This is a genomic window from Nocardiopsis aegyptia, assembly GCF_013410755.1.
In the GTDB taxonomy this organism is placed as follows: domain Bacteria; phylum Actinomycetota; class Actinomycetes; order Streptosporangiales; family Streptosporangiaceae; genus Nocardiopsis; species Nocardiopsis aegyptia.
This window is the reverse complement of sequence record NZ_JACCFS010000001.1, coordinates 461365-486976: the sequence shown is the minus strand read 5'-3', so window position 1 is coordinate 486976 and position 25612 is coordinate 461365. Positions and strand designations below refer to the sequence as shown.

The following is a 25612-nucleotide window of genomic DNA, read 5'->3' as shown; positions in this document are numbered from 1 at the left end:
GAGTCAGTCCAGGGCGCCGACATCCACGGAGGGCGGCGGCGGTACGGGGACGGCGGTCCACAACACGGCGAGGACGACCATGACCGCGGCGAAGGCGGTGGCGCCCCGGCGCCCCGTGGCCCAGCCCGCGCGGAACCGGATCGGGTTCTCGACCAGGAAGGTCGAGGCCGCGGCCAGTGCGACCGACACCGCGACGACCGCACCCGTCCACCACCACCCCGTCAGGCCGGTCGCCTCCGGGGAGAGCAGCACGATGACCGGCCAGTGCCACAGGTAGAGGCTGTAGGAGATCAGCCCCGTCCACCGCAGGGGCTCCCAGGACAGGACCCGCGCCACCGGCCCCCGGGGACCGTGCGCGGTCAGGACGATGAGGACCGCGCAGGCCAGGGCGTGGGCGAACAGGCCGCCCGGGTACAGCCAGGGGGAGGTCGTCCCGTCGGCGAGGAGCCACAGCGCGGCGATCACGGCCGCCGCACCCGCGGTCGCCGCCGTCGCGGCCCCGGTCGCGCGCTCCGCGAAGCGGGCCGTCCACTGTCGCACCGCGGGGGTGGCGGCCAGGGCGCCCAACAGCAGGGAGAAGGCCCGTGTGTCGGTCCCGGTGTAGACGCGCGTCGGATCGGCGGGGTCGAGGAGGAGGGCCGTCGCCAGCAGGGAAGCGGCCGCGAGGGCGGTGGCGAGCACCGTGACCGGGGTGCCCGTCCTCGTGCCGCGCAGTGCGGCCAGGGCCAGGAGAAGCGGCCAGAGAAGGTAGAACTGCTCCTCCACCGCGATGCTCCACAGGTGCCCGAACACCCGGTCGCCCCCGAACCGGTCCCAGTACCCGGCCGACTGGGCGAGCAGGTGCCAGTTGACCAGGTTGGCCTGGACCCACGGCCCGTCCGCGAGCGTGCTGCGCACCAGCGCGGCAGGACCCGTAGCCCGCACCAGCAGGGTGACGGCGACGAGCATCAGCGCCAGCGCGGGGAGCAGTCGGCGCAGTCGGCGCCCCCAGAAGGCGATGAGGGAGACCCGGCCGGTCGTCTCGATCTCGCGGATGAGCAGGCCGGTGATCAGGAACCCGGACAGGACGAAGAACAGGTCGACGCCGAGGAATCCGCCGTCCAGGTGTCCGGTGTGGAAGAGCAGGACGCCGATGATCGCGAGGCCCCGCAGTCCGTCCAGGGCGGACAGGTGCCGGCCGCGGGTCGGGGACGAGGCGCCGGCGGTGGTCGATGGGTCTGTTCGCATGGCCCCGAGCCTTCCGGGGCCGCGTCCGGGCGCCGTCCCCGCCATGTCCCCGTTCCGTCGCAGAAACAGATCGCGGGCCCGGGGGAGGGGCGGGGCGGGGGACTCCGTGCCCGTTCCGCTTCCGCGGGCACGCCGAGGGCCCCGGCGCGTGGCGCCGGGGCCCGAGAGTTCAATACCACCTACCGGCCGAGGCCGGTCTTCCGCTTCCCGGGGACGAGCTGGGACGGGATCGCGGGGATCGCGGTTGTGTGACCGTGGACCACCTGCTTTCGAATCAGGGCCCCGCGGTACCCGAGCGGAACCTTCCGTGCCCGGGCGATCCTGATGGCATCTACTCCTCTCGATCTCACTTCGTGTCCTGCTTCGACTGCGGACCTACCGGCTCCCCGGTGTCCTGACGCACGTGCACACCGTCGAGCCGTCCTTCTCTCCACCGGAGCCTCCCGGTGGTCCAGCCGTGAATCTCTGCGGCTACGACAGGAAATGTAGCAGCCGGAGTCAGGCATGTCTATGTCCACCACTACAGGTTTCCGTTCTTTGCAGGGGGAGTTTTCCCAGATCCGCGTTCATCGGCCGGAGCGAGCGCATCGACGGTGCGGGTGGCGGGGTCGACGAGAGTGACGTGGTGGCCGAAGTCGGTCACGGAGCGCACGGGTCAACGGCGGCCGGCGCTCCATGCCCGATGACCTGCCACGACACACCGAGGTCGGATCCGCGCGGCGTGTGGTCGACCGAGGTGAGGTCCAGCGGCCCGGATCCCGGCGCCCCGGACACCGTAAAGTGCCTCCGGACCCCCACTGCCGCTCACCAACCCACGGAGAACACATGAACGCCCCCGGGCAGCGCGAGCCCGCCAGTTATTCCGCTCAGGAACTGGCCGACCCGCGTATCGACCCAACGACGTTGCGGCAGATGGCCGCCGTCCGCCCGGACCTGTGGCGGCTGATCCATGATCATCCGAATTGCGATGGCGGACTCGCCACCTACATTCGGCAGAACATGCCTGCGGGCGCTCTCCCCCCGCCATCGCCTGCGGCGATGCAGCCTCCGGCAGGACCGCAGCCCACGCCAGGAAGCCAGCCCCCGGCAGGACCCCAGCCGCCCGGGTCGCAGCCGCACAACGGGCAGCCGGGAGTGGCGCAGCCGCAGGCCGGGATGCAGCCTCCGGGGCCGCACCAGGTCGGAGGACCACCGCAGCTCGGGCCGCAGCACCCGCAGCGGCCCGGACCACCGCAACCCGGGCCGCCGCACCCGCAGCCCGGGCAGCAACACCCGCCGGCCGGGCAGCAGGTGGCCTCGGGAGCCAAGGAGCTGGCGAACGGAGCGAAGACCTACTTCGCCAACACCGTGGCGCCCGCCGCGATGGGCGCGGCCCAGACGGTGAGCCAGAGGTCGGGCCAGGCGCCGGGCGCCGTGCACTGGACGATCTGGTCCCGGTTCGCGCTTCCCGTGCTCGCGTTCATCGGGATCATCTCGCTGTTCATGCCGCTCGCCTCGGCCTCGTACATGGGCCGTTCCAGGAGCATCAACTACTTCTCCGAGGACGCGCCCCCCGGTGAAGGAGCGGTCATGCTCATCGCGTTCCTACTGGTCATCGGCTTTTCCGTGGCCTCGCTCGTGACCGGCCGGAAGTGGGCGCTCATCACCGCGGGCGTCCTCGCCATCCTCGTCGGCCTCGTCGGCATGCTCAACGGTTTCGGGACCGCGGCCGCCATCAACGGCGAGCGCTACGGCTCCGTCGGCGCCGGTGCGATCTTCCTGGGCCTCATGGGCCTCGGCCTGATCGTCTCGGCGATCATCACCTTCCTGCCCCAGAAGGGCCTCACGGCTCAGCAGTACTGAGAAGTCCCACGCGGGGCGGGTCCTACGGGCGCGCCCCGCGTGGGACTCCCTCCGGCCACGGGCGCGGGGCGGTCGCCTCCGCCCGAGCCGGCAGGGGCGCGGCCTTTGGTCACGGACGTCCGTCCGTGATGGTCGCGGAGGCCCCGGCCCGCCCTCCCCCCCCTCGCTCAACGGCCCCCTCTCGCCCCCGGCCTCCCTCCGGGCCGTCTCGCGCTCCGGCCCCTCCCGGATCGACATCCACACCACCGTCTCCGGATCCGCACCTGCGTCCGGCGGCCCTTCGGTCGCGGCTGGGGCCGATGTCTGCGTGCCCGATGCCGACGCTTCGACGCCGCGGCCGGCACATGCCGCTGCGCCGCGACCGACGCGCGCCCCGGTTCCGAGCACCGCCGGCTCCCGGGGTGATTGACCGCTCTGCTTTCATCGACGCAGGTCAGCTGCTTCTCCATGCGCGCCTTCGACCTGCTCGACCCTCTCCGCCGACGGCACGTGCAGCGGGACGACTACGTGAGACCGACCGGACACTCGCGATGGCAAAATCACTAAGCGACCTTTGACAGTTTTGCTATAGCAAACTAGCGTACGCGTGAGCGGCGTCACAGACAGGCGACCGCAGGAGAGGAAGGTCGCTGATGACGGCATTGGATTCCGACGCCGACCGGGTGTCGGGGCGCAGGATCACCTTCTTCGTCGTCCTCGCGGTCTTCGCGCAGGAGTCGACGTGGAACTTCTACGACGCGCAGGTGCCGCCGCTGCTGGGCGAGTACGTCACCAGTGCCGCGCTCATCGGCGCGCTGATGGGCATGGACAACCTGCTGGGCATCTTCATCCAGCCCTGGATCGGCAACCGGTCGGACAACACGCGCACCCGGTGGGGCCGGCGGATCCCCTACCTGGCCGTCGGCATGCCCGTCGCCGCACTGCTGTTCGCCGTGATCCCACTGGCCTCGTCACTGCCCGCGCTGGTCGCCCTGATGTTCTGCTACGCCCTGGTGTGCAACAGCTTCAAACCGATCGCTGAGTCGCTGCTGCCGGACTTCATCCGCCCGGAGCGGCGCAGCAGGGCCAACGCCGCCGTGAAGGCGGCCAGCAGCCTGACCATCGTCGTGTCGGCGCTGATCAGCCTCTTCCTCGTCGACTCCTTCCCGGTGCTGGCCTTCTCCGTGCCCGCCCTGCTGATGCTGGTGTCGGCGGTGGTGCTGGTGCTCAAGGTGCGGGACAACACCTCGCCCGCCTACCGGGAGGTCGCCGCCGAGGACGCGTCCATCGCCGCCGCCACGGCCGCCGGCCAGGACTCCGGCGCACCGCCCATGACCGTGCGCGAACTGCTCACCGACATCGTCCGCGACCGGAGCCGGGAACGCCTGCTCGTCCTCGTGGCCATCCTGCTGTTCGGTTGCGCGTGGGCCGCGTCGCGATCCCTCGTCACGCCCTACGGCATGGAGGCGCTGGGACTCTCACGCGGAAGCGCCGGCGGCCTCACCCTGCCCAGCGGCGTGGCCTTCATCCTGGCCGCGTTCCCCGTGGCGCTGCTCTCCGAGCGCATCGGCCGACTGCGGGTGATGGCCCTGGGCATGGGCCTGTTCGCCCTCTCCCTCACACTCGGCGCGCTGGGCGACGCCCCGGCCGCGGCCGTCGTCGCCCTGTGCGTCGGCGCGATCGGCGCCGCGGGCTTCCTGGTCAACGGCGCGGTGATCCTGTGGAACCTGGCGCCGTCGGCCCGCGCGTTCGGCACCTACACCGGCCTCTACACGGTCGGCTGGATGGGCGGCGGCTTCATCGGCCCGGCCCTGGTGGGCGCGATGGTGGAGGTCACCGGATGGCGCTTCATGCTGGCCGACGCCGCGCTGCTCGCCGCCCTCGCCGTCCTCGTGGTGCTGCGCGTGCTGGCGCTGCAGCGCCGGGCCGGGACGGCACGGGCGCTGTGACCACCGCCGCCACGGCTCCCGTCACCACCGGCAGTACCACCACCCTCACCACAGGCCCCATCGTCAGCCCCACCACAGGCCCCTGACGACCGCGGGGCGGGCGGCAGCGCCGTGGCCGCCCCGAACAGACCACCCCATGCGTGTACGACCAAAGGAGTACCAGGTGAACGACACCGCGGTGCGAATCCTCGTTCCGTCCGGCATGCTCGGAGCCGGGTTCCCACCCCACACCATCGAGCGCGGCATCGCCCTGGGCGCCGACGCCATCGCGGTCGACGGCGGCTCGACCGACTCGGGCCCCTACTACCTCGGATCGGCCACACCCAAGACGGCCCGCGCCCAGGTCGAGCACGACCTGCGCATCCTGCTCAGAGCCGCCGCCGACGCCCGCATCCCGCTCATCGTCGGCTCCTGCGGCACGAGCGGCACCGACGCCGGTGTCGACTGGGTCGCCGACATCACCCGCGGCGTCCTGGCCGCCGAAGGCCTGGAGCTGACCGTCGCCACGATCTACAGCGAGCAGCGGGCGTCCTCGCTGGTGGCGGACCTGCGCGCCGGAGCGGTCCACGCCCTGCCGCCGGCCGGTGCCCTCGAAGCCGCCACCCTGGAGAGCTGCACCCACATCGTCGCGATGATGGGGCACGAGCCCATCGAGGCCGCGCTGCGCGGCGGGGCCGACGTCGTCCTGGCCGGACGCGCCACCGACACCGCGGTCGCCGCCGCCGTCCCGCTGATGCGGGGCATGCCCGCCGGCCCCAGCTGGCACGCGGCGAAGATCGTCGAGTGCGGCGGCCAGTGCACGACCGATCCGCGCGCCGGCGGGGTGCTCGCCACCATCGACCACGGCGGCTTCACCATCGAACCGCTCGACCCGGCCACGGCCTGCACCCCCACCTCGGTGGCGGCGCACATGCTCTACGAGACCGCCGACCCGTTCCGCATGCGCGAGCCGGCGGGCACGATCGACGTCACCGAGGCGACCTACCGGGCCCTCGACGACCGGGTCGTGCGCGTGGAGGGCTCCAGGTTCGAACCCGCGCCGCAGTACACGGTCAAGCTGGAGGGCGCACGGATCAGCGGCTACGAGACGATGTCGTTCACCGCGATCCGCGACCCGCACATCGTGGCGAACATCGAGGACTGGGCGGCCCTGCTGCACCGGATCCTCGGCGAGTGGGTGAGCCGGACCCTGCGCCTGGAGCCGGACGAGTACGCCGTCGACATCCGGCTCTACGGCCACAACGCCGTCCTCCAGGACCGCGACCCGGCCACCGTTCCCGCCCGCGAGGTCGGCGTGATGCTGCTGGTCCACGCGGGCGACCAGGCCACCGCCACCGCGATCGCCAAGGTCGCCAACCCTTTGATGCTGCATCTGCCGACCGCGGACATGGACTACCTGCCGAGCACGGCCTTCCCGTTCTCGCCCGCGGAGACCGAGCGCGGCGCCGCCTACGAGTTCGTGCTCAACCACGTCGTGGACACCGACGACCCCACCGCCCCGTTCCGCACCGAGTACCGAAAGGCCACCGCCGATGTCTGAGACGCTGGGCGACCTCGCCCTGGAGGTGCGCTCCAAGAACGCCGGCCCGTTCTGGACCACCCTGGAACTGTTCATGCGCGACGAGGCCGGCTACGCGGTGGCCGCGGACGAGGACCTCCTCAACGAGGACGTGATCGCGCGGCTGTACGGCGCGCCCGTGGACCAGATCCGCTTCTTCCGCATCCCCGCGCTGAACGTCGTCAAGATCTCCTTCCCGAGGGTCGTCCCGCAGGGAGGGTTCCGGGACCGCGACGTCCACTCGGGCCAGCACCACGTCCCGCTCGCGGCGCTGACCCCGACCGCCGCCGGCGCCCGGAACGGGGCGGACGGGTGACGGCCGCACACCACCGCGCCGAGGCACCGGCGCCCCACACCTACGGACCCGAGGAAACGACCATGCGACTCCCCGCCACCGACCTCGCGGCGCTCGCCCGATGGGACACACCCGCGCTCAGCAACGCCCTGCGCCGCACAGAGGCCGGTGCCGACGGGCAGGCGTACACGGACGGGTCGATCCACCGCGTCACCGGCGGATCGCTGCTGGGCACCGCCGTCACGGCGACCATGCGGGCCCGCGAGCCGGGCGACGACGCCGTGCCCGTGGCGGACCTGCACCGCGCGATCCTCGCGGTGCAGGGCCCGGTCGTCGTGGTCGTCCAGGACCTCGACGAGGTCCCCGGCGCCGGGGCGTTCCTCGGCGAGGTCAACGGCGCCCTGCTGTCGGCCCTGGGCATCGCCGGGTTCGTGACCAACGGGCGCGTGCGGGACGAACCGGACCTGCGGGACATGGGCTACGCCGTGCACGCGGCCGGGCTGTGCGTCGCCCGCGCCCACATGCGGCTGACCGCTGTCGGGGTGCCCGTCCGGGTCGCGGGCCTCGACGTCGCGCCGGGCGACCTGCTGCACGGTGACGGGCACGGCGTCCTCCGGATCCCGCCCGGCGCCGCCGGCGACCTGCCCGGCCTCGCCGAGCGGATCCGGGCGGAGGAACAGGAGATCGTGACGTGGGCGCGGTCCGCGGACTTCACGCACGAAGGGCTCCTGGCCCTCAGACGCGTGCGGCACTGAACCGACCGCGGCCGGCACGCACATGAGCCCCTCTCCCGCGGACGGCTTCGGCCCGCGCTTCGCCGTGCCCGTCCTCCTCGGACCGGCGCTGAACTCCGTCAACACGACCATGATCGCGGTCGCGCTCGTGCCGATCGCGCGGGCGACCGGTACGTCCCCGTCGGACGTGATCCTGCTGGTGGCCGGGCTCTACCTCGCCAGCGCGGTCGCCCAGCCGGCCATGGGCGGCCTGGTCGACCGGTACGGTCCCCGGCGGCTCTACGTCGCGGGCATGGCCCTGGCGGGACTCGCCGGGCTGGTCCCGCTGGCGTTCCCGACCTTCGCCGGGGCGCTCGCCTCGCGCGTCGCCATCGGGATCGGCACGTCGGCGGCCTATCCGGCGGTGATGGCGGCGATCCGGAACCGATCCGCGCGGTCGGGGCGGGAAGCGCCCCGCGGGCTGTTCGCGGGGGTCTCCGTCTCGGGCCTGGTCAGCGCCGCGGTCGGCCCGGTCCTGGGCGGCGTCCTCGTGGAGGGCTTAGGCTGGCAGGCGATCTTCGTCGTCAACGCCCCCTACGCGGCGGTCGCGATGGCGGCCGCGCTGCTGGGACTGCCCTCCGACCGGACCCACGTCCCGCCGGCGGGCTCCGACGAGCGGGATCGACGGCCGCGCCTGCCCGACGTGCCCGGCCTCGTCCTGTTCGCGGTCGGGATCGGGGCCGCGCTCGTGTTCACCCTCGATCCGCGACCGGACCGGTTCTGGCTCCTCCTCGTCGCCGTGGCCGGGACGACGGCCCTCCTCCTCTGGGAGTGGCGTCATCCCCGGCCGTTCGTGGACGTGCGGATGCTCGCCGCCCATCCGGCGCTCGTGCGCACCTACGCGCGGCACTTCCTGGTGTACCTGTGCACGTACCTCGTCATCTACGGGATCACGCCCTGGCTGCAGTCCGCCGCCGGGTACACCGCCGACGCGGCGGGATGGATGCAACTGCCCGCGGTCGTCCTCGCGGGTACGGCCGCGGGGCTCGCCTCCCGCAGCCGCGGTGTCCGGCTCCCACTGGTCGTCGCGGCGTCCGTCCTGGTCACGGGCGGTCTGCTGCTGACCGTGACCACCGCCGCCGCGCCGGTGTGGGTCCTGCTGGCCGTCATCGGGCTCTTCGGTCCCCCGCAGGGGCTGACGGCGGTGTCCAACCAGGTCGCGGTGTACGGGCAGGCGCCCGAGGGGCGGATGGGATCGGTCGCGGGCCTGTCGCGCACGGCCGTCCAGGTCGCGGCGATCGCGGCGTCGGGCATCATCGGTCCGGTCTTCGGCCCGGTGCCCGACGACGGCGGCCTGCACGCCATCGGCTGGATCATCGCCGCGCTCGCCGGCGCGGCACTGCTGCTGGCCGCCCTCGACCCCGCGCTCCGGCGCCTGTCCCGCCCTCCGCGAGAGTGACCCCGAGCGTTGCTATCGCAAGACTGGCAGGAAGCGCATGCGGCTATGCTGTCGGGTATCGTCGAGCCATGAACGGCAGGCAGTTGCGCACCATGACGACCGAGACGCTCGCCGAACGCACGTACCGGGCGGTGCACGACGCCATCAGGGCCGGAGAGCTCAAACCCGGCGAGAAGATCACCGAGCGCGGGCTCGCCGAACGGCTGTCGGTGAGCCCGACCCCCGTACGCGAGGCGATCCGCAGGTTGGAGACCGAACGCCTCCTCGACCGCACCGGCCCCCGCACGGTCGTCGTCGCCGCCATGGAGGACTCCGCGGTCCAGGAACTGGCCGAGGTCGAGGTCGCCCTCCGCGGCCTGGTCGCCCGCTTCGCCGCCCGCCACGCCACCGACGTCCAGATCGACCGCCTCGACGCCATCCTGGACGAGGCCGACGACCTCCTCATCGTCATCCAGCAGCGCAACAGCGAGAACCGGCCCATCGACCGGCACCTGAGCAGCCTCTTCGACACCATGCAGGAGTTCAACGACACGGTGAACTCCTGCGCCCACAACCCGGTCCTGGTGGGGCTCCTGGAGCAGACGCGCGTGTTCTCCCAGGCCGAGCGGCGCGCCCGCCTCCGCGAGCACATCTCCGCCGGCGACCGGTCCGCGCTGGACCGCTACAGCTACCACCGGATGCTCGTCCGCGCGCTGCGCGACCGCGACGCGGAGTCGGCCGAGCGGATCGTCATGGAGGACGCCCGCGCCGGACTCGTCGGCCGCCGACCGACCCCGAACGGCGACCCCGACACGGAGTAGGGCCGTCCTCGCCCGACCGGCCCCGGGGCGAGCGATCCTGACGACCCTGCCCCGGGGCTCCCAGGCCGGGTCCAAGACCCCGGTGGGGGCCTGACCACCTTCGAGCCCGCCCGGGATGCGTTCCGTGACGCGGCGTCGGCGCGAGCGCAGACGGCATCGTCCCGGTGGCGGCATGTCAGCGGTCCCCGCCGACGTGGTCGTCGTGGCGGTCGGTGCCGCCCCGGTGACGGAGCGGCTGGCCGGCAGTGGGCTCACCGTGGACGACGGGGTGGTGTGCGACGCGCACTGCCGTGCCGCGGAGGGGGTCTACGCGGTCGGCGACATCGCCCGCTGGGACCACCGGGGACTCGGCACGCCGCTGCGGCTGGAGAACCGGACCAACGCCACCGAACAGGCGGTCGCGGTGGCCGCCGACATCCTCGGCCAGGGTGAGCCCTACACTCCCGTGCCCTACCTGTGGACCGACCAGTTCGGCACCGAAGACGGCCACCGCGTAGTCGGAGGAGACCAGAGTGAACTCGTGCTCCTCGCGGGCGGGGTCGAAGTCGGTCTGGCTGCCGAAGACCCGCTCCAACAGGTCGCAGGCGGTCGCGGTGCGGTCGAAGAGGGCCAGGCCGAGGGCGGTCAGTTCGTAGTGCCCGCCCTTCCGGGAGAGCAGGTCGTCGTTGAAGTGACGGCGCAGCCGGGCCAGGGCGGCGCTCATGGCGGGCTGGCTGAGCCCGATGCGTCGGCCGGCGTTGGTGACGTTGCGCTCCTCCAGGAGGCTCGTCACCGCCGACGAACTGGAGCCGTACCGCGACGGCGACGGATTCCTGCGCCTGGCGCTGACCGCCGAGATCAACGGCGAGGTCGTCGGCACGGACTTGCTGTCCAACATGAGTTGGACCTTCGAGGAGATGACCGCGTACGCCTCCAGAGGCACGTACGTACGACCCGGCGACGTGCTCGGCTCCGGCACCTGCGGCAACGGCGGCTGCCTCGCCGAGCTCTGGGGTGTGCGCGGCCGGCAGGACCCGCCACCGCTCAAGCCCGGCGACACCGTCACGCTCACGGTCGAGGGGATCGGCACCGTCGCCAACACCGTGGTCGCCGGTGCGGGCGTCATCGGCCGCCGTCTGGCAGGGGTGGACCTGAGCGACGACGCCGCCGTCCGCCGAGCACCCGATGCCTTCGAAGCCCCCGCAAGCCACACCGTTCGGCAGTCCCGGCAGGCCTCCAACCTCGGGCGGCTCTTCCACCATGCGCCGGCCGCCCTCCAACCGATCCGGGACGCGGTCCTGGAGAGCACCCCGCTGATGCAGAAGGTCGTGGGCGAGTCCACCCCCGGCTCGATCCGCAAACACCTGCGCGAGATCGACGAGGCCGAAGACCGCTTCACCGAGCTCCTCGGTCACGGCGAGACACACGGATCCGGCCCCTGAACCTCGTGGCTGGGGCTTGCCATTCATCCGGCCCTCATGCGACTTGCCGAGTCCCCTGGACACTGGATAGCCCACCGTCGCGCCTAAACTCGAATTCGAGACGATTTCCCCGAAACTCCGACCTCAACGAAGAGAGTCACGTATGTCGACTGCACACCCCACGGCGATCATCACCGGCGGGACCGGCGGGATGGGGCTGGCAACGGCAGGGCTCATGGGCGACGACCACCGAATCGTGCTGGCAGACCTCGACCGGTCGCGCCTCGATGACGCGGTGGGCGAGTTGGCCATGGTCGGAATTGAAGCAATCGGCGTGGTGTGCGACATCACCGACAAGGCGTCCGTCGAGCACCTGTTTCAGCGCGCGGAGTCCGAAGGACGTCACGTTCGCGCAGTAGTCCACTCCGCTGGAGTCAGTCCGCACATGGGTACAGCCGAACGTATTGCCCGCATCAACGCGACCGGCACCGTCAATATCGCGAGAGCCTTCCTCGCGCGGTCCGCGGACGGCGACGCCCTGGTCAATGTGGCCTCGACCGCCGGACATAGCATCCCCAAGCTCCTCATCCCGCGCCGTGCTTTCCGCCTCGCCGAGCATCGTCCCGACGACTTCGAGAAGGCGATCGTCACGCGCGCGAGGGTCGTCGGACCAAAACTGAAACCCGGACTGGCCTACGCGATCAGCAAGAACTTCGTCCACTGGTACAGCCGTTTCCTCGCGGCCGAGTTCGGCGAGCGGGGAGCGCGGGTCGTCTCTGTCTCTCCTGGGAGCTTCGATACTGACATGGGTCGCCTGGAGGAGAACCACGGCGCCGGTGAACTGGTGAAGTCGGCGGCGATCAAACGATTCGGCAAGCCCGAGGAGATCGCGGCTGTTCTCGCCTTCTGCGCAAGCGAAGCACCCGGATATCTGACCGGGGTCGACATCCTGGTCGACGGGGGTACCAAGGCTGGGAAGGAATTCTCAACGTCCCAGGGTAGGACCCTTTGAATGGAGGGCTCGTGTCCTTCATGTGCTCGGTGCGGGGGTGGTTCGATGGCCTCGTGCGCGCCTTCACGGACTCCGTCCTCCAGGCCGCCCTGAGCCGATCGCCCGCCAGGTCGCCGGGTGTTCGCCTCCCGGTCACGGAGACCGCCTCGTCCGTTGCCCTGCCTGATGTCACATGGTCTCGGAGCCCGGGAACCGATCCGGCGACGCCGGACACACCGGGGTTTCCATGGAACGAGTTGACCGCTCACCTCGCCGTGAAGTGCCCGGGGCCCTTCGAGCGCGCTGCGGTGCCGACGGAACACCGTGGCCGAGCGGGGTGGTGTCCGGGCTGGGGCGACGTGTCCGCGGCGCCCCCGACCGGCGGACAGAGGAGAGGAAGGCCGTGGCCGGCATCGAAATCCCGAGAAGAGGGCGCGTGAGGTCGACTCGGCAGGTGACGCCCCCGCCGACGGTGTCACTGGTCATCCCGGCGTTCAACGAGGAGGACACCATCGAGCGGTGTCTGCTCGCCGCACTCCGGCAGACGCAGGCCCCTCGGGAGATCATCGTGGTCGACAACCGTTCGACCGACGGCACGGCGGCGGTCGTCCGGAGACTGGCGGAGTCCCGCCCCGACGCCGGGGTCAGGATCCTGCGACAGTTCGACGCCCAAGGGCTCGTCCCCACACGGAACGCCGGATTCGCGGCGGCGAAGGGCGACGTCATCGGGCGCATCGACGCGGACTCCGTCATCGCTCCGGACTGGGTCGAGAACGTGTCCAGGGCGATGGGAGATCCGGCCGTCGGAGCCGTCACCGGCCCGGTCACCTACTACGACGTGCCCGTGTTCGGTTCCTCCCCTGTGTCCGACGACCTCGTGCGGCGCACGTTCTGGCATCTGGGCAAGCGCCGCTGCCCGTTCGTCTACGGCAGCAACATGGCCATCCGGGCCCGGGCGTGGCGAGCGATCGAGGGTTCGGCCTGCCTGGACCACGACGACGTGCTGCACGAGGACATCGACCTGGCGGTGCACCTCAAACAGACCAGCATCCGGGTCGCCTACGTGCCCCGGATGCGAGCGGGCGTCTCCGCACGCCGGTTGGAGTCCTCGCCTTCGTCCTTCCGGGCGTACACGCGTCGCTTCAACGCCACGTACGAGAGCCACGGCATCGATCACTGGACCCTCAGGGCCCCGCGGCACCTGCTCCAGGGGGTGTTCTGGGGGCTGCGTTCGGTGTCGTCCCTGGCCCCTTCCTCAGCCACGCGGAAGGCCGAGGACGACCTCGGGCTTTCCCAAGGGGTGTAGCGGACACGTCCTCTGAAACGGACGGGATCTCCGGCTTCCGAGAGGACTGGTTTTCACACTTGGACACGGTCCTCAACAATGATGGGTGTGTCCTGTGTTCTTCGGAGTCGGGTTTCTTGATCCTGGGGACCACGTGACCCTTGAAGGAGGGCATCGGACCGGCGATCCACCGCCAGGCCAGTGAGCTGCTGGGGAAGGTGGTGCCCTGGCCTTGTTATCAAGGTCCTCTGGGCTTGGAAGGAGAACCTGCAACGAATGTGCCTCCGTGGTCAAAAACCCGTACCCAGAAGCCGTTCCGGTTCTACAATCAACACATGGAGACTCCCTCCCCCCGGGTTCCTGTTCTGCTCTCCCACCTTCGAACCACGTCTGTTCGACTCCTTCCCGCGACTTTCTTGACCCTGTCTCTGGGCGCCTCCTGCGCCTCGCCCACTGACGAGGACACAGATTCCCCTGCTCCCTCACGCTCTGTTGCGGACTTGGAGCCCGAAGAGCGTGTACACCTCGCCGACACACTCGCTTCCCGTTCCCTCGAACTCGCACCCGAGGACCCCCGGCTGTCCACCGCTCTGGCTCTTGAGGCTGCAGGGTTGGAGCGCACCGACACCTCCGCGGCAGCCATGGAAAGGCTCGCCGAACCGCACCTGATCATGGAGCTCGACAGCGATGGCGAACGGTTGACCACTCTGGTCTTCTCTTCCGGGGGACGATTCCTCGCCGGAGGAACCGCCCGAGGGCGGGTGTTCCTCTGGGACGTCTACACCGGTGACACCGTCTTCGACGAGCAGGCGCCCGGGCCCGTTGAGGAACTGGCCCTGGACTTTCAGCCTCTGCTCGTCGCGGCGCGCTCCGATCAGGAAGTCGTGGTGTGGGACGTCGAGACCGGCGAGGAAGAGACGCGGATCGACGCCGGCGCGGGAAGCGGCATGGCCTTCGCCAGCAGTCTGCGGGGCTCGCTCATCGACGCTGACTACCTGGCCCTGGGCTCCGAGACGGGAAGCGTCTTCCTGTGGAACAACGATGGTTGGGAACTCGACGATGAAATCGCCGTGGCGAACGAGCGCTTCTCACTCGCGATGACCTCCTACGGCACGGGCCTGGCCACACTGACCGATGAGGGGGAGATCGGCCTGTGGGACGTTGCCACCCGCGAACTGCTCGGTACCGCAGACCTGCGTGACAGTGGGCTGAGCGGCCAGGGGTTCCGGTTCTCCCCCTCCGCGACCGGTCAGGAGGTCATCGCCGTGACCAGTGACGAGGGAATCTTCGTTGTGTCCTCCGATGCGGTGCGCACCGGAGACGGCCCCGTGGCCATGCCCCAGTCCTGCTCCGGTGTGTTCTGCGACGAATACTCGACTCGGCCCAGCGCGCACCAGCGCCTGGACGTCGCCCCGGGCTTGGCAGCCCAGGGGCAGATCCGCTTCCTCGTTACCGCGGGCCGGGACCGGGGCTTCGAGGAACTGACCCTGTGGGAGACACCCCCGGGGATACTGACAGCATTCCAACCCGTGGAGACCATGCCCATGGCACGGGAGGTGGAATTGCTCGCCGCCTCACACCCGGATTCGCTTCTGCATGTGGTGGCAACGGTCATGTCCGGGTCAGGCCCTTCGCTGTGGGACATGTCCCGCGACCCCTACGCTCCCTACGCTGACGCCGAGTCGCTGTCCATCTACCTGACGCAGCGCTGCACGGGTGCTCCTGTCCTGCTGAGTCCAGAGGAATGGGAACGTGAGCTCCCCGGCCTGTCCTATGAGCCCGTGTGCATCCGGCTCCAGGACGAAGCGGGCGACTACCACGGCGAACCAACGGTTCCCCACTCGCCCGATCCCTCCGACGACTGAGCCCTATCGGTGACGATCAGCCATCCCAGAACGGGAGTTGTACATGGGTAGGAGCAACAGGCGCAACCGATCCAGAGGCGGAGGACGCAGGCCGCGACAGTCACGCCCCACTTCCCGGCGCCGGGGAGGACGGCTCCTTCGGACGCCGAGCGCGGCCGTCGTGGCTTGGGCGACCCTGCTGGCCGTGCCCACCGCCCTCATGGCAGTCGTCCTCTTCGTCAGGGACGTGGGCGACTGGGCCAACCGGGGAACCTTCGAGGTGGTGGAGCTGTCAGCGGACGGTTCACAGGCGATCACGGGGACCCTGTCCGGCGGGGAGGGCCCGGACCAGGAGGTGGACGTCCACGCCACCGTGCTCACCGTGATCCTCAAGAACAACTCCGAGGATCTGAAGGTGTTCGATCGGATCACCGTGGAAACCGAGTCCTTCGTTCCGGTGACCGAATGCGTTGACGGTCAGGGAGGACCCATCACCGTTACAGCCTCCTACGAGATCAGCCTTCCTGCGCAGGGGGAGGAATCGCACCGCGACATCTCCTATGCCCTGGAGCCCAAGAAGGCCGAGGCGCTCGAACTTCCCATAGGTAGCAGCGAGTTGGGCACCGGCGTGGCCCGGATCCGGGTTGCTCTGCATGAGAGCGGGGGCGACATCGAGGAGGTCGGGAGCATCGCTGTGCTCGCCAGTCCCGGTACGGGGGGCCTGTACCCTCGCCCCCTGCACACGCTGCCCATCGGAGGAATGCCTTCTCCGCAGTGCGTCCACGACACGCACGACGCCCTCCTGGAGCTGGTCGAGGACACCCCGACGGTGGCCGACAATGTCCGAACCCTGACGGAGAACGTGGGGGTGACCTCGCGGGAGCTGGGTGGCTGAGACGACAGCGCTGACCTGCTCGGTGACCGCGGCTTCCTCCCAGCGGGAGACGTACCTGTACACGGTCGGCACCCGAGGCTGGCCATGGCGCGCCCCGGGCGCGCCCCCCGCCTTCCCGCTATTGGTCTCGGTTGTGCTTCGGCTTAGTGTCGGCACCATCCAGGCCATGGTCTTGACCAGCGCAGACCTGACCGACGCGAACCTCGAGGGCGCTGAGTGGGGCTACGGCGACTGAAAAAGGCTCAGTGAAGTACTTGCTGAGCGGCCCACCGATCAGCGGTCAATCCCGCCTTGCCTTTCTGTCCGAAGGCTCGGGAGGAGGGACGTAGGAGGTTGCCGAGTCTGGGAATTGCTCGTGGGGAAGCGCCGAGCTGAAGTGCTCAGGTCCGTGTCAGCGCCCCGATATATATAGCGTCCTTCTGGTCGCTTCCTGAGGAGGGTGGGGGAGGGGCGACGCGCGGAGAACGACGGCAACTAGTGCTCTGTCCGGGAAGGTTCGCCGGTTCGGATGCCTTACAGGTTGTTCGCATAGAAGCTGGTGAGTCGTTCGACGGCAGCGTCGACGTATTCGGGTTCGTCGTACATCTCGTAGTGGCCGGCGCCGTCGATCACCATGAGGTCGACGGGGTTGGGGGCCAACTTCCACAACTGCATGCCGGTGTCGTAGGAGCCGGTGTTGCCGAAGCGTCCGGCGAGGATGACCTGGAGTGGCTGGGTCATGAGCCGATCGGCCAGGTGGAACGCGTCGTAGCCCAGCAGGAGGGAGTCGCTGCGCAAGAGGCGTCGGTTCGTGGAGTGTTCGTGACCGCCGCGCTCGGTGCGGTAATAGGTGACGGCTTGAGTGGTGTCGATGTCGGTCAGCCCCGCTGTTGTGGCGTCCTCCAGGGTGACGGGCAGCCAGTTCACGCGGGTCGTCTCGCCGGAGCGGGCCTCTTCGGTCCGTGCGTCCGCGAGGGCGTCGAGTGCTGCGGCCGGACCGTCGGGGGAGAAGCTGCGGAACGCGGCGCCGATGTTGACGGGGACGACCGTGCCGACCGCCTTGATGCGGTGATCCGTGCGAGCGGTGTGCACGGTGTAGCCGCCACCGGCGCAGATGCCGAGGACGCCGATGCGCTGCGGGTCGATGCCGGGGATCGTGGTGAGCACGTCGATGGCGTAGGAGATGTCCTCACCTCGGCGGTAGGGGTCTTCGAGGTCGCGGGGCTCGCCCTCGCTCTGACCCTGATGGGCGGGGTCGAGGACGAGCGCCGCGATGCCGCGGGCGGCGAGACGGGAGGCGTAGTTGGCGCCGATCTGCTCCTTCACGCTGCTACCCGGAGTGGAGAGCACCACGGCGCGCAGTGGTGTGCTGCTGCCGGCGTGGTCGGGCAGGTGGAGGTCTGCGGCGAGGTTGATGGGACCGCGCGGGATCGTGAGGTGCTTGAGCATGCCTGGCTTCCTTCGTGAGATTGTTGTTCCATGGGAGTCCAGTACAAGTCAATGTATTGTACGATCTTAAACTAATACGAAACTGTACCATATGGACGGAGGGGTCGCATGTCAGTTGACGGGGCGCAGCTGTGGACGCTGAACCAGCGGCTGCTGGGCGTTGTGATGGATGCCTGCACGGGGGAGCTGGCCGAGCTCGGGTTGGAGACGAAGGAGTTCTTCGTCCTGGCCGAGGTGGAGGCATCGCCGTACCCCGCCGAGATCGCGACGGCACTGCTGCTCCCCAAGGCGAGCGTGACGGTCTACGTCCGCAACCTCGTCGCCAAGGGGTTCATCCGGCGCGAGATCGACGACGCGGACCTGCGGCGTCACCGGCTCGTACTCACCGCTGAGGGCACAGAGGCACGGGATCGTGCACTTGCAGCCCTCGCGGCGGAGTACGACCGCAGACTGGCGAGGATCACTCCGCGGGACCGCACCGAGCTGCAGCGCATCCTTCAGGAGATGCTCTCGCCCGCATGAGTCCATGGTCACGAGCGGTTCGCCTGCCCGGTGACCCCCGCTCACCAGTGCTGTGACCGCGTAGATTCCCTGGATCGTTCAGCCTGCGGTGGCGAGGGGGCGTCCGCCCCAGCGGATCCCTTTCTCGCTGCGGATGCGGGCACGCTCCTTGCGATCGGCGGCCAGGACATCGCGGTTGCGGTAGTGCGAGTTTGCGATGGTGAACTGGCGAAGCGGTCCGAAGTGCGCCTCGATGTGGTTGGCCCACGAGGCCTGCGCACATGGACCAGCTCAGACACCCCGCCCCCAGCAATCGGATCGGAAGTCACCGTGCATCCAACCGCCCGGACGACCGCCCCGGCGAACCTTCCCGGTCAGGGCCTGAGATGGCGGAAGCCGGAGGCGAGCGGATGCCGCCCCGTCCAGAGGGGAGGAGCCGTGCGGCGGCCCCTAGTGCTGGTGCCGGTCGTTCTTCTCGCGGTGGTGGCCACGGTCTCGTGTCAGGCGGAGGTCAATTTCTCCATCGTCAACGAACTCGACGTGCCCGTCATGCACTGGATGGATTCGACGACCTCGGACCAGGAACCGCCGGACCACTTCACCAGCGACCCCATACCGCCAGGGGAAGCACTGGAGATCAGCATCACCCCTGAGGAGCCGCCATCACCGTGGGACAGGTGGCCGTTCACCCTGATGGACGACGGGTGCACGGACAGCACTCGGCAGATCGGCGCGATGACCGAGGACGGCAGGGTGTTCATGTACGGACCACCCCTGTGCGAGGGGGACGTCTGGGTCATCCAAGAGGAGTGAAGAGGCACCCGGCCGTCCTCAGGGCGGCGTCCGACGCCGACATGGAGCAACGTGCGGCTCCGTCGGGTTGTCCGAGTCCGGGCATCAGTGAGGCGCGAACGTGTGCGCGACACTCGTCCAGACCGGCGGGTTCCCGCTCTCGCCGGTAGCACGGCGACCACCGCCGCGTTCAGGGCGGCGCAGGGCCCGTCAGCGGGTGGGGTCGATGACGGTCATCCCGGCCACCGTGGCCTGGTCGAATCTCGGAAGCAGCGCCGCCGCCGCGGACGCCAGCCGCCCGTCGCGCATCTCCCACACCGCGTCGGCCCGGTCCAGGTACTCGGTGTCGTGGGTGACCAGTACCGTCCCCAGACCGAACCGGGCGGTCAGATCGGCGATGAGGTCCACGATCGCCCCACCCCGCTCGTGGTCGAGCGCGGCCGTCGGCTCGTCGACCAGCAGCACCTCGGGGGCGCCGGTCAGCGCACGGGCGATGTTGACGCGCTGCCGTTCGCCGCCGGACAGGTGCGCGGCGCGTCGGTGCTGTCGGCCGTCGAGTCCCACCGTGGCCAGCAGGTCGGCCGCGGCCGACCGGTGCGCGCGCGGGCGCCGACCGCGCATGTGCTCGGTGACCAGCAGTTGCTCGACCGCCGTCAGGGACCCGACGAGGTTGGGCTGCTGGAAGACGATGCCGATCCGGTCGCGCCGCAACCGTGCCAGTTCCGTTCGGGACAGCCCGCCGGTGTCGGTGTCACCGATCCGTACGGTTCCCGCGCCGGGGCGGATGAGGGTGGCGGCCACCGCGAGCAGGCTCGACTTGCCCGAACCCGAGGGGCCCACCACGGCGTGCAGCTCGCCGGGGGCCACGGTCAGCGACACCCCGTCCAGGGCGGTCACGGTGGTGTCGCCGTCGGGGTAGGTCAGGGTCACATCGGACAGGGTCAGGCTCATCGGACGCCTCCCAGGGCGGTCAGCGGGTCGACGGAGGTGATGCCGCGCACGGCGAGGACGGCGCCCGCCATACCCAGGGCGGTCATGCCCGCGATGGGTACCAGCACCGTGGCGACGGTCAACTCGAACGGCACCATTCCCGCCGCCAGAGCGCCCAGGCCCAGCCCCAGGCCGCCGCCCACGGCGGCACCCGCCAGCAGCACCAGAGCGGACTGGCCCAGGGCGTCGCGCAGCAGGTAGCGCGTCGAGGCGCCCAGAGCCTTGAGGATCGCGATGTCACCGCTGCGCTGCACCGTCCACACGGTCAGGAACGCGCCGACCACCAGCACGGAGATCGCGTAGAGGAACCCCTGGATCATCAGCAGGGAGCCGTTCTCCGAGGAGAAGGCCCCGATCGCGGCGAGGCTGTCGTCGCGGTCGGCCGAGACGGTCCCCGCCGCGGTGTCGATCGCGTCGAAGTCGGCGGTGCCGTCGGTGCCGGCCGCCACCACGGTGCCCACCGGGGTGGCGTCCCCCGAGCCGGGCACGAACGACCGCCAGGTGGCCAGCGACGTCCACACCGCCGGGGTGTGGCTGTAGGAGCCGTCACGGCCGATCGCGGCCACCGTCAGCTCGGTGCCGCCCAGGGTGAGGACGTCGCCTTCACCGATCCCCTCGTCCTCCGCGAGGGATGCCCCGATGACGAGCGCGTCGTCGGCGGTGCCCTCGGGGGCGAGCCGGCCGTCGGGATCGGCGGCGAAGACAGTGGCCGCGAAGGACGAGCCGTCCTCGGCTTCCAGCCGGCTCTGGGTGATGCCCAGCGGCTCGGCCCACGCGACCCCGTCGGCGGTGGACCAGGCGTCGGCCTGGTACGCGGTGACCGAACTGTCGGCGTAGGACGCCTCGGGCGCCTGGTCGCCCGCGGCACCGAAGGCGATGCGCTCGGCGGGCAGGTTCTCGACCGCGGAGGTGGACTCCGCGGCCAGACCGGCGGTCAGCCCCGAGAGCAGGACGACCAGCAGGGTGATGAGACCGACGACCGACGCGATGAGCGCGAACCTCCCCTTGGCCGCTCGGATGTCTCTGAGTGCGACGAACACGGTGTCCCTTCCGATGGGCGGGCCCGGCGGCCCGTTCGTTCTCCACCATCCGCGCATCCGGCCGCCGTGCCATCGGGGCGATGGTCGAACGGCGGGCATCGAACGAGGGAACCGCGAATCCACCTGATGATGGATACCGGCGGTGCCCGCACCCCGCGTACGCTGCGCCGGGGCATGATGAAAGCCCGATCGGGGCGAGGGGGTGGCACACATGGCCGAGGCCGGGCCCACTGGGGGGACCGTGCTGTGGCTGCTGCGCGCCATACTGCACACCGCGTTCTTCGCGCTGCTCGGTATCGGCGCGCTGCAGACGGCCACCGACGGCCTCGCGGCGCCCGCGAACCGCTGGGCGGCCGTCGTCGGTGCCCTGGTACTGGCCGTGGTCTACGCGTCGGGGCCGCTCATGCGGCACCGCGCTCCGGCGCGCGCGACAGCACTCGGATGGTTGGCCTCCGTCACCGCACTGTGGGTCGTGCTGCTCCTGACCGGACCGGACTTCTCCTGGGTCGCGTTCCCGCTGTTCTTCCTGCACCTGCACCTGTTGCGGCGTCGGCACGCGATGGTGGCGGTCAGCGTCATCACCGCGGCCGTCGTCGCCGCCCAGGCCCTGCACCTGGGCACCCTCACCGTCCCGGTGGTCCTGGGCCCCGTCATCGGTGCGCTGACATCGGTGGTCATCGCGCTGGGCTACGCGGCGCTGTACAACGAGAGCGAGCAGCGGCGCCGGCTGATCGAGGACCTCACCCGTACCCGCGGTGACCTGGCCGCGTCACAGCACCGCGCCGGGGTGCTGGCCGAACGCGAGCGCCTGGCCCGCGAGATCCACGACACGCTCGCGCAGGGTCTGTCGAGCATCGTGCTGCTACTGCGCTCCGCCGAGGGAGCGGCCCCCGGGGTCACCGGGCCCGCCCGGGAGCGGATCGCCGAGGCCCGTGCCACCGCGGCGGAGAACCTGGAGGAGGCGCGCCGCTTCGTCCGCGACCTCACCCCGCCGTCGCTGGAGAAGGGGTCGCTGGTGGAGGCGCTGCGGCGGGTGTGCGAGCGGGCCGGCCGGGAGGGCGGGCTCGACTGTGTGCTGCGCGTGGACGGTGATCCGGTACCGCTGCCGCGCGACTACGAGGTGGCGTTGCTGCGGGCCGCGCAGGCGAGCCTCGCCAACACCGTGGCGCACGCGGGCGCCACGCGCGCGGTGGTCACACTCGGGTTCCTCGACGAGGAGGTCACCCTGGACGTGGTGGACGACGGCCGCGGGTTCGCCGCCGCCGAGTGCTCGGTTCCGCGCCCGGACGGCACGGGGTTCGGCCTGGCCGCGCTCCGGGAGCGGATGACCGCACTCGGCGGACGGCTGGAGGTGGAGTCGGCGCCGGGAGAGGGCACCGCCGTGGCGGTGCGGCTCCCACTGGCCCGGCGTCCCGTGCCCGACGGGCGAGAGGATGAAGGGGAGACGCAATGAGCAGCACCGACTCCGGGGACGGAACCCCACTGCGCATCCTGCTGGTGGACGATCATCCCGTCGTGCGGCGCGGTCTGCGCGCGATGTTCGAGGACCACGGAGGCATGCGGGTGGTGGGGGAGGCCGCCGACGGAACCCAGGCTCTGCAGGTCCTGGCGGCGTTGCTCGGCCCCGAGGGCATCGGGGTCGACATCGTGCTGATGGACTTGCAGATGGGTGCGGGCATGGACGGGGTGGCCGCCACCGGGCGCATCACGGCCCAGCCGAGTGCGCCGCCGGTCCTGGTGCTGACCACCTACGACACCGACGCCGACATCCTGGCCGCGGTGGAGGCCGGGGCATCCGGCTACATGCTCAAGGACGCTCCGCCCGAGGAGCTGTGCCACGCGGTGCGTGCCGCGGCGCGCGGCGAGACCGCGCTCGCCCCGCACGTGGCCGCGCGGCTGCTCGGGCGGTTGCGCACGCCAGGTCCCGCACTGAGCCCGCGCGAGGTGGAGATCCTCGGCCTGCTCGCCCGGGGGTTGGCCAACCGGGCCATCGCTCGGGAACTGTTCATCAGTGAGGCCACCGTCAAGACCCACCTGGTGCACGTCTACGACAAGCTGGGCGTCGACAGCCGGACGGCGGCGGTCTCCGCCGCTCTGGAACGCGGAATCATCAGATCGCGCTGAGGGGATGGAGCCCGCGTCCCCCGTAGCTTCGATCCGGTGCGCGGGCGCCGACCCTTTCGTGTTTGGTTGTCCGCACCTGTTCTCTGTGGCGAATTTTCGGGAAGTTGCCGAATTCGACATCCCGTGCTGGTGAAACCGCAAGTCAGGAAGACTGCTCCCCGCGCATGAGGGGATGGCCCCAGCACCTCGCGCCCAGGGTCTGACAACTACCGCTGCTCCCCGCACATGAGGAGATGGACCCGAGTAGGGCTTCACCTTCGAGACGTTCGGCCTCCCGGGGGCAGCGACTCTCCTCCCGATCGTCGAGGCCGCCCGGACTGGGAAACAGCCTCGTCCGAGCCAGGACCCATGCCCGGTCAACTGCGACCTACCAGTGCCGCAGCGCGATGGTGACTGACACCCCGAACATGGCCATGGGCGCGAACACGAAGACGTCGGTGCCCACGCCCACACGCTCCTGGGCTCAGTCCGGCACGTGAAGACCTGTCATCTCCTGGACGCGGGTACCGGGCGTGCGGTCCAGGCGATGGCGGGCAGGACCGCGAGAGCGAGCACTCCGCCGGCCAGGGACAGCAGTGCGTAGCTTCCGGCGGCGACGACCAGTCCAGAGGCCAGGCCTCCGCCCGCTCCGGCCACGGCGATGGCCACGTCCACCGATCCCTGAGTACGGGCGCGGGTGGCCAGCGGGACGGCGTCGGTGACGATCGCGGTGCCCGACACGATTCCGAAGCTCCAGCCCAGACCCAGCAGAGCCAGAGCCAGGGCCAGCAAGGGCACTGAGTGGGGCGGGGCCAGGGCGGCCAGCAGTCCGGAGGCCAGCAGTGTCAGCCCGGAGGCGGCGGCCACGGGCACGCGGCCGAGGCGGTCGACCAGGAAGCCGCTGAGCGGGGAGGGCAGGAACATCGCCGCGACGTGGATGGCGATGACCAGCCCGGCCGCGCCGACGGAGTGGCCGTGGCCGGTCATGTGGACGGGAGTCATGGTCATGATCGCGACCATGACGAGCTGGGCCAGGACCATGACGGCGGCGCCCAGTATCAGCATCCGCGTGTTCGAGGCTGAGGCGGTGGGGCTCGGTGTGGGAGTGGCGGTGGTCTGGGGGAGGGCAGCTTCGGCGCGGGCGGTGGTGAGCGGATCGGGGCGCAGCAGCAGCCACAGGACCAGCCCGGCCGAGGCGTAGGCCGCCGCTGCCAGCAGGAACGGGCCGGCCAGCGCCGGAACACCCACCGCATGGGCCAGATCGCCCAGTTGGCTGACCAGGTTGGGACCCACGACCGCGCCCAGGGTCGTGGCGACCATCACCGTGCTCAGGGCCCGGCCCCGGCGCTGGGGGGTGGCCAGGTCGGCTCCGGCGTAGCGGGCCTGGAGGTTGGTGGCGGTCCCCGCCCCGTAGACGAACAGGGAGGCGAACAGCAGTACGACGCTGCCGAGCGTGGCGGCGGCGACCACGCCCACGGCTCCCAGGGCGCCCGCGGCGTATCCGGCGGCCAGGCCGGTGCGCCGTCCCAGGCGTTGGGAGGTACGGCCGATCAGGGCCGCGGCGGCGGCCGAGCCGATGGTGAACAGGGCGCTGGGCAGCCCGGCCCAACCCGCGCCGCCGAGCATGTCCTGGGCCAGCAGGGCGCCCACGGTGATACCCGCGGCCAGTCCGGCTCCGCTGAGGACCTGGGCGATGACCAGCACTGTCAGGACACGTCGTTGGGCGGGATGCGGAGCGAGGGCGGTGGTGGTCATGGGATACGGCCTTGTCGTCGAAGAGGGCGGAGCCGGGTGGTAGGTCAGTGGGTGACGGCCAGGCCGTCCGAGCGCCACTCCAGGACGCCCTCCTCCAACAGGGCGGCGTTGCGGCCATGGGCACGCAGCAGGCGCACCGCGTCGTAGGAGAGCACGCAGTAGCGGCCCCGGCAGTACGCCACGACCTCGGTGTCGGCGGGGATCTCGGCCAGCCGGTCTGCCAGCTCCTCCAGGGGGATGGACACCGCGCCGGGCAGGTGCCCGGCCTCGTACTCCTGGCTGGGGCGCACGTCCAGGACCAGGGCGGTGCCGGTGACGGCCGAGGCCAGCAGCTCCTCGCGCCCCACCAGGCGGATGTCGTCATGGTCGAGGTAGGCGCGGCGGGCGGCCTCGACCTCGGCCTGATGGGTGTCGGCCACGCGGCACAGCACCGACATCAGGGTGGCGACGTCGTCGCCGGCCAGCCGGTAGAAGATCTTGGTGCCCTCGGCCCGGGCGGTGACCAGCCCGGCCTGGCGCAGTACCTGCAGGTGGGCGGAGGCGGTGGACAGCTTCAGCTCCGCCGTGCGGGCCAGGTCCTGCACGGGGCGCTCGCCCTGGGCCAGAAGTTCGACGATCTCCAGGCGTTTGCCGTGGGCCAGCGCCTTGCCCGTGCGGGCGATGGCGTCGTACAGGTCGGTCTTGCTCATCCCAGCAACTCCATAGTTCCATGTATCTTTGGAATAGATAGTACGTGACCGGTGGGACCACCGGAAGAGGGCGGTCC

General features: G+C 70.7%; 22 protein-coding genes and 4 pseudogenes. 18 read left to right on the top strand and 8 right to left on the bottom strand.

The window, feature by feature from the left end; translation table 11 throughout:
- Positions 1-3: 3 nt before the first annotated feature.
- Entirely contained in the window at positions 4-1227 is a 1224-nt protein-coding gene (locus tag HNR10_RS02265) for an acyltransferase family protein (protein WP_179820474.1), read from the bottom strand.
- A gap of 675 nt (positions 1228-1902) precedes the next feature.
- On the opposite strand from HNR10_RS02265, the pseudogene HNR10_RS32235 reads away from it, so the two are divergent.
- The 9 genes and pseudogenes from HNR10_RS32235 to HNR10_RS32120 form a co-directional block, all read left to right on the top strand.
- Positions 1903-2214 (top strand): annotated as a pseudogene (locus HNR10_RS32235) (variant leucine-rich repeat-containing protein); the annotation flags it as partial.
- A 303-nt stretch (positions 2215-2517) separates the two neighbouring features.
- Positions 2518-3069: a hypothetical protein gene (locus tag HNR10_RS02260; protein ID WP_179820473.1), complete on the top strand. Its 552-nt coding sequence runs from the start codon at positions 2518-2520 to the stop codon at positions 3067-3069.
- 632 nt (positions 3070-3701) lie between these two features.
- A complete protein-coding gene (locus HNR10_RS02255) occupies positions 3702-4997 on the top strand; it encodes an MFS transporter (RefSeq protein WP_179820471.1) in 1296 nt (431 codons plus the stop codon).
- A 136-nt stretch (positions 4998-5133) separates the two neighbouring features.
- Complete coding sequence (locus HNR10_RS02250; protein WP_179820469.1) at positions 5134-6537, top strand: acyclic terpene utilization AtuA family protein; 1404 nt, start codon at positions 5134-5136, stop codon at positions 6535-6537.
- Entirely contained in the window at positions 6530-6871 is a 342-nt protein-coding gene (locus HNR10_RS02245) for a DUF4387 domain-containing protein (protein WP_179820467.1), read from the top strand. The genes HNR10_RS02250 and HNR10_RS02245 overlap by 8 nt, the downstream gene beginning before the upstream one ends.
- Before the next feature lie 62 nt (positions 6872-6933).
- Positions 6934-7605 (top strand): RraA family protein, encoded by a 672-nt coding sequence (locus HNR10_RS02240; RefSeq protein ID WP_179820466.1) that lies wholly within the window; start codon positions 6934-6936, stop codon positions 7603-7605.
- Positions 7606-7627: 22 nt separating this feature from the next.
- Positions 7628-9022 carry an MFS transporter gene (locus tag HNR10_RS02235; RefSeq protein ID WP_179820464.1) on the top strand — a complete coding sequence of 465 codons (1395 nt, stop codon included), beginning with the start codon at positions 7628-7630 and terminating at the stop codon, positions 9020-9022.
- Positions 9023-9090: 68 nt separating this feature from the next.
- Positions 9091-9822, top strand: coding sequence for a GntR family transcriptional regulator (locus HNR10_RS02230; protein WP_179820462.1), 732 nt, complete (start codon positions 9091-9093; stop codon positions 9820-9822).
- Between the two features lie 115 nt (positions 9823-9937).
- Positions 9938-10159 (top strand): annotated as a pseudogene (locus HNR10_RS32120) (FAD-dependent oxidoreductase); the annotation flags it as partial.
- A gap of 336 nt (positions 10160-10495) precedes the next feature.
- Here the strand turns inward: HNR10_RS32120 and HNR10_RS32115 are convergent.
- A pseudogene (locus HNR10_RS32115) lies at positions 10496-10594 on the bottom strand (LysR family transcriptional regulator); the annotation flags it as partial.
- On the opposite strand from HNR10_RS32115, the gene HNR10_RS30985 reads away from it, so the two are divergent.
- The 5 genes from HNR10_RS30985 to HNR10_RS02200 all read left to right on the top strand — a co-directional run bounded on the left by HNR10_RS30985 (position 10569) and on the right by HNR10_RS02200 (position 16237).
- Complete coding sequence (locus HNR10_RS30985) at positions 10569-11243, top strand: fumarylacetoacetate hydrolase family protein (RefSeq protein WP_246406012.1); 675 nt, start codon at positions 10569-10571, stop codon at positions 11241-11243. The pseudogene HNR10_RS32115 and the gene HNR10_RS30985 overlap by 26 nt on opposite strands.
- Positions 11244-11385: 142 nt before the next feature.
- Positions 11386-12234 (top strand): SDR family NAD(P)-dependent oxidoreductase, encoded by an 849-nt coding sequence (locus HNR10_RS02215; RefSeq protein ID WP_179820460.1) that lies wholly within the window; start codon positions 11386-11388, stop codon positions 12232-12234.
- A 415-nt stretch (positions 12235-12649) separates the two neighbouring features.
- Positions 12650-13519 carry a glycosyltransferase gene (locus tag HNR10_RS02210; protein WP_218897589.1) on the top strand — a complete coding sequence of 290 codons (870 nt, stop codon included), beginning with the start codon at positions 12650-12652 and terminating at the stop codon, positions 13517-13519.
- Positions 13520-14109: 590 nt separating this feature from the next.
- Complete coding sequence (locus HNR10_RS02205; protein ID WP_179820458.1) at positions 14110-15363, top strand: WD40 repeat domain-containing protein; 1254 nt, start codon at positions 14110-14112, stop codon at positions 15361-15363.
- A 184-nt stretch (positions 15364-15547) separates the two neighbouring features.
- Positions 15548-16237 (top strand): hypothetical protein, encoded by a 690-nt coding sequence (locus tag HNR10_RS02200; RefSeq protein ID WP_312889060.1) that lies wholly within the window; start codon positions 15548-15550, stop codon positions 16235-16237.
- A 513-nt stretch (positions 16238-16750) separates the two neighbouring features.
- Here HNR10_RS02200 and HNR10_RS02195 read toward each other — a convergent pair.
- Complete coding sequence (locus HNR10_RS02195; protein WP_312889471.1) at positions 16751-17686, bottom strand: alpha/beta hydrolase; 936 nt, start codon at positions 17684-17686, stop codon at positions 16751-16753.
- Positions 17687-17773: 87 nt separating this feature from the next.
- Here HNR10_RS02195 and HNR10_RS02190 point away from each other — a divergent pair, with 87 nt between their 5' ends.
- Positions 17774-18187, top strand: coding sequence for a MarR family winged helix-turn-helix transcriptional regulator (locus HNR10_RS02190; protein ID WP_017567935.1), 414 nt, complete (start codon positions 17774-17776; stop codon positions 18185-18187).
- 78 nt (positions 18188-18265) lie between these two features.
- Here HNR10_RS02190 and HNR10_RS31915 read toward each other — a convergent pair.
- Positions 18266-18439: pseudogene (locus HNR10_RS31915) on the bottom strand (IS630 family transposase); the annotation flags it as partial.
- A gap of 165 nt (positions 18440-18604) precedes the next feature.
- Here HNR10_RS31915 and HNR10_RS02185 point away from each other — a divergent pair.
- Entirely contained in the window at positions 18605-18979 is a 375-nt protein-coding gene (locus tag HNR10_RS02185; protein ID WP_179820453.1) for a hypothetical protein, read from the top strand.
- Positions 18980-19168: 189 nt separating this feature from the next.
- Here HNR10_RS02185 and HNR10_RS02180 read toward each other — a convergent pair whose 3' ends face one another.
- Both HNR10_RS02180 and HNR10_RS02175 read right to left on the bottom strand, forming a co-directional pair.
- Positions 19169-19909 (bottom strand): ABC transporter ATP-binding protein, encoded by a 741-nt coding sequence (locus tag HNR10_RS02180; RefSeq protein ID WP_179820452.1) that lies wholly within the window; start codon positions 19907-19909, stop codon positions 19169-19171.
- Positions 19906-20988, bottom strand: coding sequence for an ABC transporter permease (locus tag HNR10_RS02175; RefSeq protein WP_179820450.1), 1083 nt, complete (start codon positions 20986-20988; stop codon positions 19906-19908). Before HNR10_RS02175 ends, HNR10_RS02180 begins: the two co-directional genes overlap by 4 nt.
- Positions 20989-21199: 211 nt before the next feature.
- Between HNR10_RS02175 and HNR10_RS02170 the strand changes: the two genes are divergently transcribed.
- Both HNR10_RS02170 and HNR10_RS02165 read left to right on the top strand, forming a co-directional pair.
- A complete protein-coding gene (locus HNR10_RS02170) occupies positions 21200-22441 on the top strand; it encodes a sensor histidine kinase (RefSeq protein ID WP_179820448.1) in 1242 nt (413 codons plus the stop codon).
- Positions 22438-23112 carry a response regulator gene (locus tag HNR10_RS02165; RefSeq protein WP_179820447.1) on the top strand — a complete coding sequence of 225 codons (675 nt, stop codon included), beginning with the start codon at positions 22438-22440 and terminating at the stop codon, positions 23110-23112. The genes HNR10_RS02170 and HNR10_RS02165 overlap by 4 nt, the downstream gene beginning before the upstream one ends.
- Before the next feature lie 486 nt (positions 23113-23598).
- Here HNR10_RS02165 and HNR10_RS02160 read toward each other — a convergent pair whose 3' ends face one another.
- On the bottom strand, positions 23599-24846 hold the full coding sequence (locus HNR10_RS02160) for an MFS transporter (RefSeq protein WP_179820445.1): 1248 nt from the start codon (positions 24844-24846) through the stop codon (positions 23599-23601).
- 44 nt (positions 24847-24890) lie between these two features.
- Positions 24891-25535 carry an ArsR/SmtB family transcription factor gene (locus HNR10_RS02155; protein ID WP_179820443.1) on the bottom strand — a complete coding sequence of 215 codons (645 nt, stop codon included), beginning with the start codon at positions 25533-25535 and terminating at the stop codon, positions 24891-24893.
- Positions 25536-25612: the final 77 nt, after the last annotated feature.

Bases quoted from the DNA above. Each gene is read 5' to 3' on its own strand.
- HNR10_RS02250 (WP_179820469.1), top strand. From the start codon at position 5,134: ATGCGTGTACGACCAAAGGAGTACCAGGTGAACGACACCGCGGTGCGA.
- HNR10_RS02155 (WP_179820443.1), bottom strand. From the start codon at position 25,535: ATGAGCAAGACCGACCTGTACGACGCCATCGCCCGCACGGGCAAGGCG.
- HNR10_RS02160 (WP_179820445.1), bottom strand. From the start codon at position 24,846: ATGACCACCACCGCCCTCGCTCCGCATCCCGCCCAACGACGTGTCCTG.
- HNR10_RS02170 (WP_179820448.1), top strand. From the start codon at position 21,200: ATGGCCGAGGCCGGGCCCACTGGGGGGACCGTGCTGTGGCTGCTGCGC.
- HNR10_RS02180 (WP_179820452.1), bottom strand. From the start codon at position 19,909: ATGAGCCTGACCCTGTCCGATGTGACCCTGACCTACCCCGACGGCGAC.
- HNR10_RS02190 (WP_017567935.1), top strand. From the start codon at position 17,774: ATGTCAGTTGACGGGGCGCAGCTGTGGACGCTGAACCAGCGGCTGCTG.
- HNR10_RS02235 (WP_179820464.1), top strand. From the start codon at position 7,628: ATGAGCCCCTCTCCCGCGGACGGCTTCGGCCCGCGCTTCGCCGTGCCC.
- HNR10_RS02240 (WP_179820466.1), top strand. From the start codon at position 6,934: ATGCGACTCCCCGCCACCGACCTCGCGGCGCTCGCCCGATGGGACACA.
- HNR10_RS02215 (WP_179820460.1), top strand. From the start codon at position 11,386: ATGTCGACTGCACACCCCACGGCGATCATCACCGGCGGGACCGGCGGG.
- HNR10_RS02245 (WP_179820467.1), top strand. From the start codon at position 6,530: ATGTCTGAGACGCTGGGCGACCTCGCCCTGGAGGTGCGCTCCAAGAAC.
- HNR10_RS02230 (WP_179820462.1), top strand. From the start codon at position 9,091: ATGAACGGCAGGCAGTTGCGCACCATGACGACCGAGACGCTCGCCGAA.
- HNR10_RS02165 (WP_179820447.1), top strand. From the start codon at position 22,438: ATGAGCAGCACCGACTCCGGGGACGGAACCCCACTGCGCATCCTGCTG.
- HNR10_RS02265 (WP_179820474.1), bottom strand. From the start codon at position 1,227: ATGCGAACAGACCCATCGACCACCGCCGGCGCCTCGTCCCCGACCCGC.
- HNR10_RS02255 (WP_179820471.1), top strand. From the start codon at position 3,702: ATGACGGCATTGGATTCCGACGCCGACCGGGTGTCGGGGCGCAGGATC.